The sequence below is a fragment of the candidate division TA06 bacterium B3_TA06 genome, from assembly GCA_005223075.1.
In the GTDB taxonomy this organism is placed as follows: Bacteria; Hydrothermota; Tepidihabitantia; order B3-TA06; family B3-TA06; genus B3-TA06.
The window spans coordinates 1-15673 of the sequence record NJBO01000002.1 but is presented as its reverse complement, the minus strand read 5'-3'; the positions used below and the strand labels follow the sequence as shown (position 1 = coordinate 15673).

Sequence of the window (15673 nt, the reverse complement as noted above, 5' to 3'; positions counted from 1 at the left end):
CTCTCATCCCGCAAGTCTATCTTTTAAATACTCCAAGTCAATAGAGCAGTTTTACTTTGTCAAAACAACCTTGTTCACCTCCGTGAACTCACCTGCAACCATCTTGACGAAGTATACCCCTGAAGCAACCTTTCGCCCAGCGTCGTCGCACCAGTTCCACTCCAGTTGATGCCTGCCAGGTGTAACCTCTTCTTTCAAAGGCTCTGCTACCACGCGCCCCGCAACGTCCACGATAGCAATCTTTACGTCGGTGGCTACCGGAACCTCGTAGTTTATCAGCATGACCTTCCTTAAACCGTGAAGCGTCTGGACCTCCAGATCGAAACACAAAGATGGTGTGGTACTCTGTTCGCCGCCATCTCCACCACCGATGCCTGGGATGTAATAGCCGGATGTTTGGAGGACGAAATCGCGCTGACAGGTAGTGTCAGGCGGAACCTCGGTAAAGGAAAGTGCCAACTGTCCGCATGGTGAAATAATCCCAGCAGTTTGGGGATCAGAAATTAAATCCTCAACATTACTTCCAACAGGAGCTGTACCGGGCGGATCAACAATCCAAAGTATTGCGGAATCAATCGGGGCTTCGGTTTGCGTCCAGCCATTGTCTTCCAGTTTAACCAGGGCTACATAGTTGATACAGCAGGAATCACCAAAGCAATCGATGCGGAAGGTGGTATCGGAAGCGTCAGATACATCTACCAACCACAGTGACGGGTTCTTGCGGGCAAACGCCTCACCTGAAGGAATCCAGCCGCCCTGACCATTTGATTTTTGGACCAGGCAGTAGTAGTTCTTGGACCAATCGATTTCCGCAATCCCGTCAGGCAGACCTGTTAGTATAAGTATTCCTTTATTGATCCAGCTAGTATTGGGGAAGCTAACCGTGAGATAAGAGTTGTCCGATCCGATGAAAGCCTGATCGTCTCGATAGACGACCTCCTCATAGCGATCGATACTACTCTGATCCACGCACGTGAGCGGCTTGGCTACGTCAGAGTAGACGTAGATGTTGCTATCTGACGAGGTAGCGACTATCGTACCCTCGGGATGGTCCACCACCCACAGTGTCGCACCATAAAGATAGGTTTCTTCGTCGTCGTTTTCTCGGATGTTGAGGTAGTAATGTCCTGTATGGATATTAAGCACATCAATCTTCAAGAGGTCTAAACGAATCTCTTCTAGAGTCACAGCCGTTTCGGAAAAAGGCAATATTGTGTTGTTTTCCATGAACGAATAAGTGCAGGTTGCAGTATCTTGCTCAACGAAGGTGTAAACTTCTGGACATCCAGGCTCGGGACCTTCGGGTTCTTGTATCGTGATCTCGTTCGATTTAGTCCCGACCAAGCCATCTTCGATATCACTGAGATCGTCTCCGTAGGAATGTTCGCCTACCTTCACATAGTTCATGCAGTCCGCGTCCATCCTATCGTAGAAATAGCCCCAATTCAGATTGATGGACCGAATAAAATCGTAGGGGCCAGGCTCCCAATCTTCCACGCCACAGGGGTGTTTCCATGTGCTCATTCCAGTCAGGTTTAAAGGTTTGCCTTTAAGCCACTCCCATCTGCAATGCGCGTACCCGTGATCAGAGGGATCTTGCGGATTCATTTGCTCCCAGGGAGCAACCCCGCGATTTCTCCATTCGCCACAAAGGTAGAGCTCCCTTTCGGTCCCACCTCCACTGCTATTGGTTATTATGTAGAAACCGGCCTCTCCTGGATCAAGGGTCACGTGAATCATAAACTCATCACCTTGCACAGGAACCCCAGGGGTAATTGTTTCTCCCGAAGTAAGATCTATGACGATGGGACTTCCTTCCCCTTGCCACAACAGTGTTATGTCGTATTCAACCGGTTCGCTAAGGTGGAGGGAACGATTAAGCAAAAGGAAGAAATTGTGCCCATATGGGGAGTAGTGCAAGCTAAGTTCAGTGTAAACGTGATCTTTTGTCTTACCCGGTGGCGGATCAACAATGATTTCGCGTACGAAAAACTCAGGGGTCAACATGTCTCCACGAATAGATTTGTACTTAGCAAGCTCAACTTCGTAGAGTCCGTTGGCGTAGTTGTAGGGAGCGCCCTTTAGATTATCGTCTATGGCTTTAATCTGCGCGTAGAAATCAGCAGCTGGGTCAAAAGTGCTATTCGGTGAACGATCTGAATTTATCAAACCTATTTGAGAACTAGGAGTACCTTCATCCGAGTAATGATAAAGATAATACAGCATGGCTTTAGCTCCCCGAGATAAAGTGAGCCATCCTTCAAAGCTCATTTCTTCAGGAGTGGGTAGGCGATGTCCATCAGGGTCACTGGGGTCACCGTTTTCATCGCTATCATAGAAACCCTGCAGAATCACTCCTAATTGCAGATTCGGGCAGAATCCCCATTGTCGGTAATTCTTTACTTTTTTTGCAACCAAGTCGTACACATCTACACAATACTTCTGAAGGGAATCTTGATAGTAAGTGTCCGTTGTTTTGTAAATGGTGAGGAATGGCTCGAAATAATACCAACCCAGGTCCAGCCCCTCAACACCTAAAAAGATGTCAGGCCGAACAGTAAAGGTAGCACAGAAAGTGGCCAGTTCATTAGCAGGTATTTTCTCAGAGATTAGGAAATTCATGCCATCATAAAATAAGGGATCGTAGAATTCAGGATGCTCCTCACCCAAGTGCCAAGACATTCTGTGTATTAATGTCCCACTGCCCGGATATCTACTCAAAGCAGCATCAACAGTTACATTCTTCCATTCAGATAGAGTTGTTGGTGTGGTTACTGCCGGTTCCAGACGATCCGATTCACCCGCATAAAAGAATACAGCATTTTGTGGTCTAGGATCTTCACTACAGTAACTACTGTATGTACCAACTCCTGTGGTCGTCCCAAAAAGAAGATTCAAGTGTAGTTCGTCGTGTCTTGTTTCATCTAACGAGTGATAGGTTTTGTCACTATAGACCCCTAATAGAAAACGGTTATCGAACTCTTCACCCGCGACCTTGCTAGTAAAAGTAAGCAGAAACATGGACACTATTAACCATGCAGTTTTCCAGTTACAGGTTTTGTGTATCATCTTTCCCTCCTTAAATCATTGGACCTTCACGGCCCGCAGTTTTTGATTTTGGCTTCCCTGAGCGGAACTAAACTCCACCCGGATAAAATATACTCCTGTCGGGAGCAAGGCTCCGTTAAAGCTTAAGGAACCCTCTCCACATCCTACCTCGCACCAGCCGAGAGATTGCACCTCACGGCCTGCGGCGTCAAAAAGTGTCAATCGTATACGCCCCGACTCCCTTGCCTGGTAGCGACACGCAAGCTCGCGGCTGAAGAGGGCTGGGGCACTTAGCTCCACAAGCTCAGGCACCACATCTACCCAGTCATCCTCACTTATCCCCAGCAGCCCGTCAGTGGTCTTCAGAACGAAGCCGGGGTCGTAGGGCATGCAGAGAGTCATATTCTTATGACCCGTAACGAACCCTACACTATCGTTGATAAAGTGGCATTTGTAGAAAGTAGAATCGTGTGTAATCACAGCTTCTTTCCAGGTCTTGCCTCCATCGGTAGTCTTGTGGGCTACTGAATCACCAAATACATAGCCAACCTGGTCGCTTTCCGGGAAGCACATGCTGACGATATAAGGGCGATCCTTGAGCACCGTATCCCATGTAGCTCCGCCGTCGGTGGTCTTGTAAACCTTACCGCCTCCGCCTGCCATGTAGCCTACACTAGCGTTTTGAGGAAAATCGATATAGCGAGGGTTGAAATCGTCATTCCAAAGTCCTTCCTCGTTCAATACCCAGGTCTGGCCGCCGTCCGTGGTCTTAAAGTAGCTATTGTGATACTCTATCTCACCATCAGATAACTGCTTAATGCATGTCACAGTCAGGTAGCCTGTGTCAGGGTCTTTTGGAAAACAAATATCGTCAGGCGAAATGATTTCATCGAAACCTGGATATACGTCTGGTAGAGGGGGAAGTTGATCCCAATGCCAACCACCGTCCGTGGTTTTACATGCGTAATCGTAACCCAAGCCGTAACCGACAAGGCTCTGACCTCTAGCAAAATGAACAGGAACCACATTGCCGTTTACTGTATCGCCCTTTCGCCATGTGTGTCCTCCATCTATGGTTAGAATGCTGCCCCAAAGAAAACCCAGCGTATCATCTGCAAAGTAGATATAGCTTGGTTGATAGGTGCTGTCTAAAACCCACTCCTTTCCATCAAAAGTAGTCCATAGTCCTTGATGGCCTATAACAAAAATTGTTTGTTCATTAATGGCCCAGATTGCGGTAAAACCACGATCCGTTGGCAAATCTAGGATTTCCCAGGAGGCTTGCACGAGCGAAGGACTCACTATACCTGTAAGCATCAAAGCGATTAAGTACAAGTGTTTCATCATCTCCTCCTATGGCTGCTCATCCCACGATGGGTTGTAATGTTTGTGGTGCTGATGGCCCGGCCCTGGTGGCCCCCAAGGCCATGGTTCCTGTTCGTCGTCGTTCCATCCCCAGTAAGAAGGCGGGAACCAATAGTGGTGATCAGGCTGGTCCAGCCTTCGAGTCCAGATTTGATGAACAGAACCTTGCCCCCCATCAGGTTTCCAGTAACTCTTGGGATAGGAACCATCGGGATTTTTCTCATATTGCCAACCTTGTCTTGTCCAGTTATCAGCCGACCATGCTATGCGCTGGCCGTCAGGCGAAAAGCACGGCATCGAACTGTTCCAAAGCATATCCTCCTCCTATCGCACGATTACTACTCGAACAGCAGGATTGCCACTACTGGCCTGGATGAAGTAAACCCCGGAAGGCGCACCTTCCCCCCAGGTGAGGGTGCCCTCAGTCAGACTTGAGTGCAACTCGTCAACCTTGCGGCCACAGGGGTCGTAGATGGAAGCGTGGAAGCCCTGGGGACAGTTGGAGTAACACAGGACGATCGAGTGACCGATTGAGGAAATAACCTTGATGTCCGAAGGTTCAACCTCAACCCAATCCTCTTCCGCTATCCCTAAAAGCCCATCGGTGGTCTTGAGGACGAAGCCGGGGGTGTAAAGGAGATTGTAGGCGGTGGTGCCGGTGCCTGAGATGAAGCCTACCAAGTTGTTGAGAAAATGACAACGCAGGAAAACGGTGTCCTTGCCCAGCCCGAACGTTCGCCAGGCCTTACCTCCATCAGTGGTTTTGTGAACCATCGTGTCGTTCAGAACATAGCCTACCTGGTCAGTTTCAGGAAAGCAGATGTCGTAGATGTTAGGGTAACTTTCAGAGGTTATGAAAATCGTATCCCAGGTTTCACCGCCGTCGGTGGTCTTGAATACTTTACCATAGCCAGCCATATAGCCTGTGCTTGGGTTCTGTGGAAAGTCAACGAGATAAGGTTTGAATTCGTCGTTCCAAAGCCCTTCCCCGCTCAAAACCCAGCTCTGCCCGCCGTCCGTGGTTTTGAAGTAGCTGTGGTACGTTTCTGCTTCAAATGGATCAAGAGAAATGATCTGCCATATCTCGGCGGTTAAATAGCCGGTATCGGGATCACTTGGAAAACAAATGTGTGACGTATGAACTTCTTCATCGCTGGTGGGAAAAATGTCGGGAAAAGTAGGTAAGACTTCCCAATGCCAGCCGCCATCTTCAGTTTTCCGGATATTCCCTAAGTAAGGGACACCGTACCCCAAAGAACTTTGCCCCGGTGGGAAAAAGATTTGTTGGATTCCATGACCATTAACTGTATCACCTTTCTGCCATGTTCTGCCGCCATCAGTTGTAAGGGTCTTACCACTAAGGAACCCCAAGGTATCATCAACAAAATAGATCATGTTTGACTGGTAACCGCTATCTATTGACCAAGTTGCGCCGTCGAATGCCTTCCAGAGTCCTTGATGTCCCGAAACAAAGATGGTTTGCTCGTCTATTGCCCAGATAGCGCCGAAACCCCGGTCGGTAGGTAAGTCAAGAATTTCCCAAGAAGCATAACTAATTGAGGGAGTTAATGAAACTGCAAGCAGAGCAAGATATGAGAATAAACGTTTGACCATCTCTTCTCCTATGGTTGGTTATCCCAAGAAGGGTTGTAGTGCTTGTGGTGCTGATGACCTTTATGATCACCATATCCAACGCCGACAGGTCCGTTTTCCCACCCCCAAAATGAAGGTGGAAAGTAGTAATGGTCATTATTTATATGATCGAGTTCGCATGTCCAGATCTGGTGAATAGAACCTTGGTCAAAATCAGGTTTCCAGAAACTGTTGTTATAAGGACGGTTTTCAGGAAGATTACCTTGCCACCCTTGTCTCGTCCAGTTATCAGCCGACCAGGCGATGCGCTGGCCGTCAGGCGAAAAGCACGGCATAGAGCTGTTCCAAAGTTGTTTTGATACTCCAGCCGGATCATTCCAACTTTCCGTGAGGCGGATCAAAGTTTTGCCGGAAATTGAATACTTAAACAACTCGAAGTTGATGCGGTTCACCGGTTCAGTGTAAGTTGTCGTGGCTTTGTTAGTGGCAAAGACGATGATGTCAGGATCATTAGGGCTGCAGCAGGGATCGTGTTCGGTGTAATCCAGAAGCAACGGCTGGCCCTGAGCATTCACTATCGCCTTGGTTGCGGTGCCCCCGCTGCTGTTCACCACGTATATCTCCCAGTCGCCTATAGCCCCTGCATCCCGGTTGCTGATGAAGTATATCTTGTTTCCATTAGTGGAAAAACACGGGCTGCGGTCATCCGCCGCGTCTGTGGTAATCTGCGTTTTATTGTATCCGTCCGTATCCATTGTGTATATATCCCAGTTACCGTTCTGGTTGGAGGCGTAGGCTATCCTGGTGCCGTCAAAGCTGTAACATGGGTCAACGGCGCAGTACTGCCCGAATAGAAATCCCTCCCAGTATCCACCGTCTATGCTGACCTTGTAAAGATGGGGCCAGCCGTTCCTATCAGAAACGAAGACCACTGTCTGATTCTCAACCGAGTAGGTGGGATCCCACTCGTTGCTAGGGTCATTAGTTAATGCAAAACCAAAGAGACCATCGTCTGATTGTAAACCATCTCCATCCGGATCTAGCTTCCAGATATCCCAGTAGGTGCGGCCTTCCGCATCTGGGTTGGGTCGGTTGCACTCGAAGACGATCCAGGTCTCGCCTTCGGCGGCATAAAGTGTCGCGGGTACGAAAAAAGTGAGCACGAGGAAGGCGCAAAGCGCCTTCAGGATTGTGAGGTGTTTATTCCTAAACATTTTGTTTCTCCTCCATGCTTGTTTATACATTGGTTTTTAGTTGCAGTTTTAGGTTCCGTTCACCTCCAGGTTAGGGTTAAACTCTTTATCAAAGGACTGCCCACCAACACGATACACCTATACGTATATCCTACTAAAAGATCACAACGGGGAGTGTGAGGACCTCTTCCTATATACACCTTTCTATTCATGTCATGTCCCTTTATGACAATCTACACATTTTTGACAGCTTGTCAAACCCAAGATGCACCCTTTTGTGAGCATCACTTCCCCCTTACTTTTGATGGTTTTTAGAAGCTCACTCTCAGTAAAGTAAGCCTCATTGTTGGTTCGCTGCTAGGTGAAGAATTCCACTCACTTACAAAACTCTCCCTTGAATGCTCGGTCCAGGAGGGTCGGTAACCCATGTCTTCTTCCAGCGATTCGACCTTGGGAACACTCAGGTTATAACCCACAACCGCGCCTATCGCCGGAAGGGTAGAACACAAAGGCAAGACCACCCCGTAGAAAGTCGAACTACCTCTTCCTGTGGGAGGAGGGGCTCCCTCAGGGCTGTAGCGCCAAGGGGGGCCGGCGATAAGAAGATAGGCCTGGGCGATGGAAAAGCTGAGAACGTCACCTGCTAGAGCTCCTAATGCAACGCACCGCCAGTCGCCGCCCGGCTTAACCCTTCTGCTGGCAAGGGCCGTTCCCAGCATGGCCCCGCAAGGAACCCCCAGGTAGCTCCAGGCGGCAACAGAGATCCTTTGGCCTGGATAGTCGCCCGTCCACAAGGAGAAGATATTAAGCCCAAGCCCCATGCCGTTTCCTCCCCAGGCCAGGGAAGCCAGGCTGGCCAGAGAGCCGCCCACCAACCCGCAGCCCCAGGAAGCAGCACCCTGAATGATCCATGGAGGCAGAAAGCATCTCTTTGCCGGTTTCAGGACCAGGCGAGAAGAGTCCTTGAGATGAGGTCTCAATCTTAAATCGGGCAGGTAATCCAAATTCTTGCGGGAATCATAACCAAGGCTTAAGCCCACACCGAATCCCCACCTGGGAAGGCCGTGAGCACCTGTCCACACCGAGCCTTCCGGGATGCTGTCCGGTATCTGAGGGATGTTGCCTCCCATTAACAGGGCATTCATCCCAAGAGCAAAGCAACCAAATGTCACCAGAGGGATCTTTACGCCTATATGGCCTTGAATGCCGCTGCCGTGGGTAAACATCGGGAAGGTATCCACTATTGTATCCAGGTAGAATACCCCTTCGCCGTGCACCTCAGTCCAAACCCTCTCCAGGCCGAGGTAAATATCCCCCTTTCCGTTACGGAATCGCACGGCGTGTCCCAGCTCGCCGCCCACGCTTACCTCACGGGAACTCCAGAGCGTGTATGGAATCCGCGGGTATGTTCCATCGTCAAAGCTCGCGACATGAAACGCATGAGGTATGATAGACTGCGAGATACATCCGATTGCCCGCAGCTCCCACCCGCCGAAAGCCTCCAGACCGACCTTAGCTGAAACCCTGTGAGAGAAGTAGTATGCGTCGTAGGGATTGATCACCGCCTCAATGGAAGGGTCTCGATCATAATCCTCCCCCTTGGTCAGTAGGGCAGGTGTATACTGCAGTTGAGTATGGAAACTCACTCCGCTTCCTGCACCTGCTACTAATGTCAGTATAAGGCTCGATAATACCATTTACCACCTCTCTTTGCTTTGAATTGCTCCTTGCAACAATCTTACTCGGTTTTGGCAATTTTTCAAGTCCTTAAATGGAAAAACGGCCACAATTCCTCAAGGAGTTGACAAACAGGTTCTAATCCGTATGCTTGGAATCCGAGCAGGCAATCTCTGGAATTTCAAAAAGGAGTTTTCATGCGCAAACGTGTTATCATAATGGGTGCTGCGGGACGCGACTTTCATAACTTTAATGTATGCTACAGAAACAACGAGAACTACGAGGTTGTGGCGTTCACCGCAACCCAGATTCCCGAGATCGAGGGCCGTCGTTATCCTTCGAGTTTAGCAGGTTCGCTTTACCCTGAAGGGATAGGAATAGAGGCGGAGGAGAGGTTGGTTGATTTAATCAAGAAGTATGATGTGGACGAGGTTGTGTTTGCCTATTCCGACGTAAGTCACGAGTATGTGATGGATAGAGCATCTACAGTACTTGCCGCAGGTGCAGACTTCAGGCTTATGGGTCCGAAAAGCACCATGCTCTCATCCAAGCTTCCGGTGATCTCTGTGTGTGCTGTGCGCACCGGTGCGGGCAAGTCCCAAACCTCGCGTGCGGTCGCCAAAATCCTTGTCAAGTACGAGATCCGCTACGCTGCGGTGCGCCATCCCATGCCTTACGGTGATCTGGCCGCTCAGGCGGTGCAGCGCTTTGATACAATTGAGGACATGGACCGCCACAACTGCACCGTAGAGGAGCGCGAGGAGTACGAGCCGCACATCCGGGCAGGCAGCACCGTTTTTGCTGGGGTGGACTACGGCGCGATCCTTTCAGAGTGCGAGAAGGAGTTCCAGCTGGTGATCTGGGACGGCGGGAACAACGACATCCCCTTCTATCGGCCTGATCTCGCCATCGTGCTTGCCGATCCCTTGCGCGCCGGTCACGAGCAGACCTACTATCCGGGTGCGGTGAACTTCCGCATGGCTGATATGATTTTGATAAACAAGATCGGTTCCGCCACACCAGAACAGATTGCGGAAGTGGAAGAGGCGGCAAATCGCCTGAACCCCAAGGCCAGAATCATCAGGTCCGCCTCGCCGGTTAAGGTTGAGGACGAGAGTCTCATCCGCGGCAAGAGGGTTGTGGTGGTAGAGGACGGCCCCACGCTCACCCACGGCGGCATGAAGATAGGTGCGGGAACAATTGCCGCCAAGAAGTTCGGGGCGGCTGAGATCGTTGATCCCATCCCTTACGCGAAGGGGCGGATTAAGGAAACGATTGAGCGCTACAACCAGACAGCACCCTTGCTGCCTGCCCTGGGTTACGGTCCTGAACAGCTTCATGACATGAAGGCATCAATAGACGCCGTCCCTGCTGATACGGTGGTTATCGGTACGCCGATTGATCTGCGGAAGGTGATTGAGATCGCCAAGCCTTCAACCCGGGTCTACTACGATCTCGACGATGCGGTGCTGCCCGAGCTTGAGGCGGTGGTTGCAAAGCTTCTGCGCGAGCGCGGTTTGATCGCATAAACCCTAGAAACAAGCAATAGCCCCCCTGCGGGGTGATCTTAAATGAGATCCTTAAAGAAGAAGCGGGACCAAAGTCCCGCTCTTTTCGATTTTCTCAACGGATAAGGCCCTATTCTTCCGTCTTCACCAGGTCCTTCAGCCAGTTCAGAAGTTTCCCAGCGGTTTCCTTCTGTTGCGTAGCCTTTTCCTTGGTGGCTTTGAGGGATTCATTGGCTTCTTTTATCGCAGAGAGTACCTTTTTGGCCGAAAAGGCGGCCGTGGGATCTGCTTTGACCTGGTTGGCGATATCCTCTGAGGCAGCCTTGAATTTCTCTGGTAGATCAGCGAGGTCCTTGAAGGCCTGTATATCTATCTCAAGGGCTTTCTGTGCGTCTTCCTTGATGGAAAGAGCTATCTCCTTGCGATTGTTGAAGTAGGTTACGATCCCTTGTTTGGTTTCGCTGTTGTTCCACAGTTCCAGGAATGCTTCTTCACGTGCCGCAGTTTCCGCCAGGTACTTCTCGTAAAGCTCCTCAGCGGCTTTTATGTCCTTTTTCTTTGTGGCGCTATCGAGTACCGCCATTACTTCTTCTTTAGGAGTGCTGATTTCGGGAAGTTCTACTATTAAGTCGACAAGGGTGTAGAAGGTTTCCTCTGCGTTGTCCAACAACTCTCCGGCTTCCTCAACATTCTCCTCAACCGCCTTGACCGAGTTGACGAAATCGTCGGTTACAGCCATGTTGAGTTCGCCAGCCATGGCTATTACGGGGATTAAAAGGGCTAGAGCGATAAGATATTTTTTCACGATTCTTCCTCCTTGGTTGGTAACGGATTATAGTCCAATAAAAGATTCTGTCAAGGGTATTAAGAGTATAATGCAGACTGTCCAAGACCGTTAAGGCATCCTGATTCACAGTTTTTGTCTCCGGGAATATAATGATATTTTAACACCTGGAATTACTCCCGTGCCTGGATTCTCAAGGATACCCCTGCCCTTTTGTCACAGCTCGCTGATCTCTTACTCTATCAGGATAACCTTTTGGACTGACACCTCTTTGTCGCCAAGCACAATGAAGTAAACGCCAGGGCTGTGATTTTCTCCCCAAGTCAAAACCCCTTTTTGAGCCGGGGATTCTATCTCGTCAACCTTACGTCCTGTGGCGTCGAAGATTGAGGCGTGGAAACCTTGAGGGAGATCATGGTACTTGAGGACGATCCGCTGACCAATCGAGGAGAGTACCTTCCATTCCGCCGTTTCTGCCACTGGGTGTTCGGTGATTCCGGGAACTATATCCAGCGCTTTGCAGGCGTTCATGCGCAGTACCTTGCCCTTGTCAATGGTTATGGTGTCTGCACTTTCAATTATCTTGTCCCAGACCTGCTGGTTTGTCCAATCAGGATGTACGTCCCATATCAAGGCAGCTAAACCCGCAACGTGAGGAGCTGAAAAGGAAGTACCGGAAGGGAATGATGGATATCCATAGCTATCGTCCAGATCGGTTGTAAAGATCGAGTCTGCCGGAGCATAGACATCAACGTTTGATCCGAAATTTGAACCATGATCACCATCATCCCATCTTTCATCTTCCGAATCCGTGCCTCCAACCGACATTACGTGTCCGTAGCTCGCGGGATACGGAAGCTCATCTTTGTTTGAGTTGCCGGCGCTGGCACATACGAATACCCCTCGCTCCCAGACGTAATCTATTGCATCCTCGGTCGTCTGGGAAGGGACGATGGTTCCTATACTCATACTAATCACCCTTGCCTCTTTATCCGCCGCATAGATAATTGCTTTTACAAGGTAAGGATGCAACTGTCCGCTACCCCCTATAACACGCAAAGGCAGAATAGAAGAGTTACCTGCAACACCGGCTATTCCGATACCGTTGTCTATTTTTGCTCCTGCAATTCCTGTAACCCAAGTTCCATGTTGCAATCCATCAACGATAGTATCGTCGTCTGTAAAGTCGTAAGCGTTCTCTAGATCCAAGTTATCAATCAAGTCTTCATGATGTACATCGAAACCGGCATCAAGTATGGCTATCTTCACACCCTCGCCGGTTGAGAGGTTCCACGCCCAATCTACCTTGGTAATCTGTGGGCCGTATTGGTTCGGGAACATAGGATCGTTCGGTGTGTAAGGGTCGTCGAACGTGTCTGGCATGTTGAATGGGTTTTGAAAGGACTCTTGCATAGTTCCTTGCTCAACATGAAGTTCAACCGGTATACTTAGGTTCGGCTCCACGTACTCAACCCCTGGCAGGGTTTCAAGCTCATCAACGATGCTGTTCTGAATCGAGTGTAATTCCTGGGGGATGGTCACGATGAAGTAGCACCCGAACACCTCAAGAACTTCATCTGAAGGGTTCGGATACGTAATCAGCGGGCCGATTTCCAGCCCTTTATCCTCAACAAGCACCTCTAGCGCTTCAGCGTTTTGAGTCTTCACTATGAACCCCAGGGTATCTACTACATCGTCTGCTGCGGCCAGGTGTGAAGGAATAAAACCTAGCATCGCAGCCGTGAGAGTTAAAATCACGGATAGTCTTTTCATCATTCCTCCTATTCTACCTTTCCATGACGTCCCCTGTGAGCGCCCCGTTAAATGCTTCTTTTCTCCTTCGGACACTTGTGCCCTTTAGGGTAAAAGATCGCAGAGTGAAACTGTAGGGACCGACGTTCGCGATCTTGACCGCGCGTTTCGCCTCAGGTCGGCCCGCCTATTACTGGATTAGAATTACCTTTCGAGTCGTGCTTGGATTATCTGAAATCGCCTTGATGAAGTAAACACCAGGCTCGTATCCTCCGCCCCAGGCGATGATCCCGGACGCTTGGCCTGAGTGTATCTCATCCACCCTGCGGCCTGTGGCGTCGAATACTGATGCGTGGAAGCCTTGGGGCAGGTCTTTGTATTGAAGAACGATGCTGCGGCCAATGGAGGAAACGATATGCCAGTTGGTCTCAGTTTCAAGAGGTAGGCTCTCGGAAACCGTAGGGACCTCGGTGGTATCGCCCAGAGAGTCGGTCTTGATCAGGCAAAGATTCCCATCCAGCACCCCGGTGATGATGTAGCCACCGTCAAGGGTCTGATGAACGCATTGACCTGAACCATTGCGCTCCCCAAAGGTGCGCGTCCAAAGGGTATCGCCTGCTTCGTCGGTTTTAGCCAACCACATATAGGCAAGACCAGTTGGTGATGCGTTACCTTTCCACCCGACAATGATGTATCCTCCGTCCATTGTTTGATCAAGGCTTTGGGCTTGATCCGATTCTTCCCAGTCGTAGATGCGTGTCCACAAAGTATCTCCATTCTCATCCGTCTTGAGGAGCCAAAAATCATACTTCACCCAGTGATCAGGCGGCTCGGGGATTGCCTTAAACCCAGCGATTATGTATCCGCCATCAGGGGTTTGCTGAACGGAGGTGCCGAACGCACCAGCTTCTTCTCCATATAGACGCGTCCACAAGGTATCGCCGTTTGGATCGGTCTTGACTAGAGAGAGAACCACATGTAGACTATCAGGGTAGGTTGAGTATCCAGTGAATATGTAGCCGCCGTCCGCGATTTGCCGAATGCATGAACCCCAGTTCCAGGCTCTTCTTTTCGTCAAGTCATAGATGCGCGTCCAAAGTGTGTCGCCTGCTTCGTCAGTCTTGAGTAACCAAAAGTTGGTGGCCAATCCATCAGTATCATTCTGGGACCCTATGACGATGTAGCCCCCATCCGGGGTTTCTTGCACGAAGCTCCCCTCATCATTATCATATAGACCTCCATCCACCCCATAGATTCGGGTCCACAAGGTGTCGCCTTCGGAGTCGGTCTTGAGAAGCCAAAGATCCTGGTTACCCAAACGGGCGAAGGACCTGGTCATCCCAACAATTATGTAGCCGCCGTCAGAGGTTTGCTGCACGCAGTAGGCTTGATCCATCGCTTCTCCTCCGTAGGTGCGAGTCCACAAGGTGTCGCCTTCGGAGTCGGTCTTGAGCAACCAAATATTAGTATTGTGGTCTCTAAGGCCGACGATGATGTAACCTCCATCAGTAGTCTGTTGAACGGAAAGACCAGCATCCTTATCTCCGTAGTAACGTATCCACCCTGCGTGGAGAGGTGGAGGAGTGATTGCCAGCAATCCGGCTATGATTAAGATCAGGGGTGTTACGGGTGTTATGTCCTTGCGACCGGAGCGCAGGCTCCGAGTAATAGTAAAAATGCCCCGTATGGGTACGGGTGTTGCGGGTGGGTTTTTCATGGTTCCTCCTTTTTGCCTCTCGGGACGCCCCCTGTGAGCGCCCCTCACTTAATTTATAATACCCTTTATCACCGGGTTGTCAAGTGTCTTATGTTTCGATCTGCTTGACCCCGTAACACACCTGCCCGTAACACCCGTAACGTATAGACCTGAGCAATCATGGAGGTCTTATGGCTAGACCTCTGATAACGAAGCTTTCCGGCAGAAGGAAAAAGGCGGGAGGTTTAAACTCCCGCCGGGTATCGAAGGGCTTATTCAAGCATCCTGCCTTCCCATTCGCCGTAGTAGAGTTCTGTTTTCCAGGTGCCGTGGGCTAGACCGGTTTTTTCGTTAAAAGAACCTTTCCAGCAGTCGTAGAGGGTATCGCCGTCTACTTCAGCCCAGCCATTTACGACACAGTAGTCGCCTGCGGCGGTGCCTAGAAGAGCAATTCCACCACAAGCACCACTGTGTCCATCTGAGTCCCAGGTGCCTAAGAAATAAGGGAAAGTCGAGGGGGTGGTGATGGTGTGGAATGTTCCTTTCCAGGTTCCTGATATCCCTGGGAACTGGGAGGGATCTATTTCGCAGAATGTGCCTTCCCAGTTTGACTCGGCCCACACCGCGCTGGCAACCAGCAGGAGTGCCACTGCAAGGACAACAGGGGTTAGGATCTTACGTTTCATGATTCTTCTCCTTTATTTTTAAGCAGGCTCTTCATGAGCCGCCGCCCGATTATAAACAGATTCCATAAGTTTGTCAATACCTAAAGTGAATAAAATTCATTTAATATCATTGAACAGTTCTAGTATCGAAAAATCCCCTGACGTGACGACTATCCCGCCTCAGAATCCTGTCTTCTTGACTGTGTGGTTTTAATCCGTAAACTTTCCGCAGAAGTTCACAAAACCCGGAGGCGTTATGGCCAAGCCTGAGATAAAGAAGCTACCCGGCCCAAAGTTCGAGGCCCTTATCAAGAAAGACGAAAAATACATCTCACCATCATACACACGCGACGGAATCTATTCGGTAGCCGCCGAACGCGGCCAGGGGGTAA

Annotated in this window: 11 protein-coding genes; 1 reads left to right on the top strand and 10 read right to left on the bottom strand. The window is 50.0% G+C overall.

The genetic code is table 11. The annotated features are described in order from the left end of the window. Positions 1-51: 51 nt before the first annotated feature. The 6 genes from CEE36_01575 to CEE36_01550 form a co-directional block, all read right to left on the bottom strand. Positions 52-2682 (bottom strand): hypothetical protein, encoded by a 2631-nt coding sequence (locus CEE36_01575; GenBank protein TKJ43834.1) that lies wholly within the window; start codon positions 2680-2682, stop codon positions 52-54. Between the two features lie 402 nt (positions 2683-3084). Beyond that, on the bottom strand, positions 3085-4392 hold the full coding sequence (locus CEE36_01570; GenBank protein TKJ43833.1) for a hypothetical protein: 1308 nt from the start codon (positions 4390-4392) through the stop codon (positions 3085-3087). Then, a complete protein-coding gene (locus CEE36_01565; protein TKJ43832.1) occupies positions 4392-4622 on the bottom strand; it encodes a hypothetical protein in 231 nt (76 codons plus the stop codon). The genes CEE36_01570 and CEE36_01565 overlap by 1 nt, the downstream gene beginning before the upstream one ends. A gap of 115 nt (positions 4623-4737) precedes the next feature. Continuing rightward, positions 4738-6027, bottom strand: a complete 1290-nt coding sequence (locus tag CEE36_01560; protein TKJ43831.1) for a hypothetical protein — start codon at positions 6025-6027, stop codon at positions 4738-4740. Between the two features lie 8 nt (positions 6028-6035). Then, positions 6036-7250, bottom strand: a complete 1215-nt coding sequence (locus CEE36_01555; GenBank protein ID TKJ43830.1) for a hypothetical protein — start codon at positions 7248-7250, stop codon at positions 6036-6038. 260 nt (positions 7251-7510) lie between these two features. Then, complete coding sequence (locus tag CEE36_01550) at positions 7511-8845, bottom strand: hypothetical protein (protein TKJ43829.1); 1335 nt, start codon at positions 8843-8845, stop codon at positions 7511-7513. Between the two features lie 228 nt (positions 8846-9073). Between CEE36_01550 and CEE36_01545 the strand changes: the two genes are divergently transcribed. Then, complete coding sequence (locus tag CEE36_01545; protein ID TKJ43828.1) at positions 9074-10405, top strand: GTPase; 1332 nt, start codon at positions 9074-9076, stop codon at positions 10403-10405. A gap of 109 nt (positions 10406-10514) precedes the next feature. Here CEE36_01545 and CEE36_01540 read toward each other — a convergent pair whose 3' ends face one another. The 4 genes from CEE36_01540 to CEE36_01525 form a co-directional block, all read right to left on the bottom strand. Continuing rightward, the gene (locus CEE36_01540) at positions 10515-11189 is read right to left on the bottom strand and encodes a hypothetical protein (protein TKJ43827.1); all 675 of its coding nucleotides are present in this window, start codon (positions 11187-11189) and stop codon (positions 10515-10517) included. Positions 11190-11402: 213 nt separating this feature from the next. Beyond that, a complete protein-coding gene (locus tag CEE36_01535) occupies positions 11403-12944 on the bottom strand; it encodes a hypothetical protein (protein ID TKJ43826.1) in 1542 nt (513 codons plus the stop codon). A gap of 166 nt (positions 12945-13110) precedes the next feature. Further along, positions 13111-14637 (bottom strand): hypothetical protein, encoded by a 1527-nt coding sequence (locus tag CEE36_01530; protein TKJ43825.1) that lies wholly within the window; start codon positions 14635-14637, stop codon positions 13111-13113. 251 nt (positions 14638-14888) lie between these two features. Next, a complete protein-coding gene (locus CEE36_01525; GenBank protein TKJ43824.1) occupies positions 14889-15302 on the bottom strand; it encodes a hypothetical protein in 414 nt (137 codons plus the stop codon). Between the last annotated feature and the right edge of the window lie 371 nt (positions 15303-15673).

Bases quoted from the DNA above. Each gene is read 5' to 3' on its own strand.
- CEE36_01530 (TKJ43825.1), bottom strand. From the start codon at position 14,637: ATGAAAAACCCACCCGCAACACCCGTACCCATACGGGGCATTTTTACT.
- CEE36_01560 (TKJ43831.1), bottom strand. From the start codon at position 6,027: ATGGTCAAACGTTTATTCTCATATCTTGCTCTGCTTGCAGTTTCATTA.
- CEE36_01545 (TKJ43828.1), top strand. From the start codon at position 9,074: ATGCGCAAACGTGTTATCATAATGGGTGCTGCGGGACGCGACTTTCAT.
- CEE36_01525 (TKJ43824.1), bottom strand. From the start codon at position 15,302: ATGAAACGTAAGATCCTAACCCCTGTTGTCCTTGCAGTGGCACTCCTG.
- CEE36_01565 (TKJ43832.1), bottom strand. From the start codon at position 4,622: ATGGTTCCTATCCCAAGAGTTACTGGAAACCTGATGGGGGGCAAGGTT.
- CEE36_01575 (TKJ43834.1), bottom strand. From the start codon at position 2,682: ATGTCTTGGCACTTGGGTGAGGAGCATCCTGAATTCTACGATCCCTTA.
- CEE36_01535 (TKJ43826.1), bottom strand. From the start codon at position 12,944: ATGATGAAAAGACTATCCGTGATTTTAACTCTCACGGCTGCGATGCTA.
- CEE36_01555 (TKJ43830.1), bottom strand. From the start codon at position 7,250: ATGTATAAACAAGCATGGAGGAGAAACAAAATGTTTAGGAATAAACAC.
- CEE36_01570 (TKJ43833.1), bottom strand. From the start codon at position 4,392: ATGAAACACTTGTACTTAATCGCTTTGATGCTTACAGGTATAGTGAGT.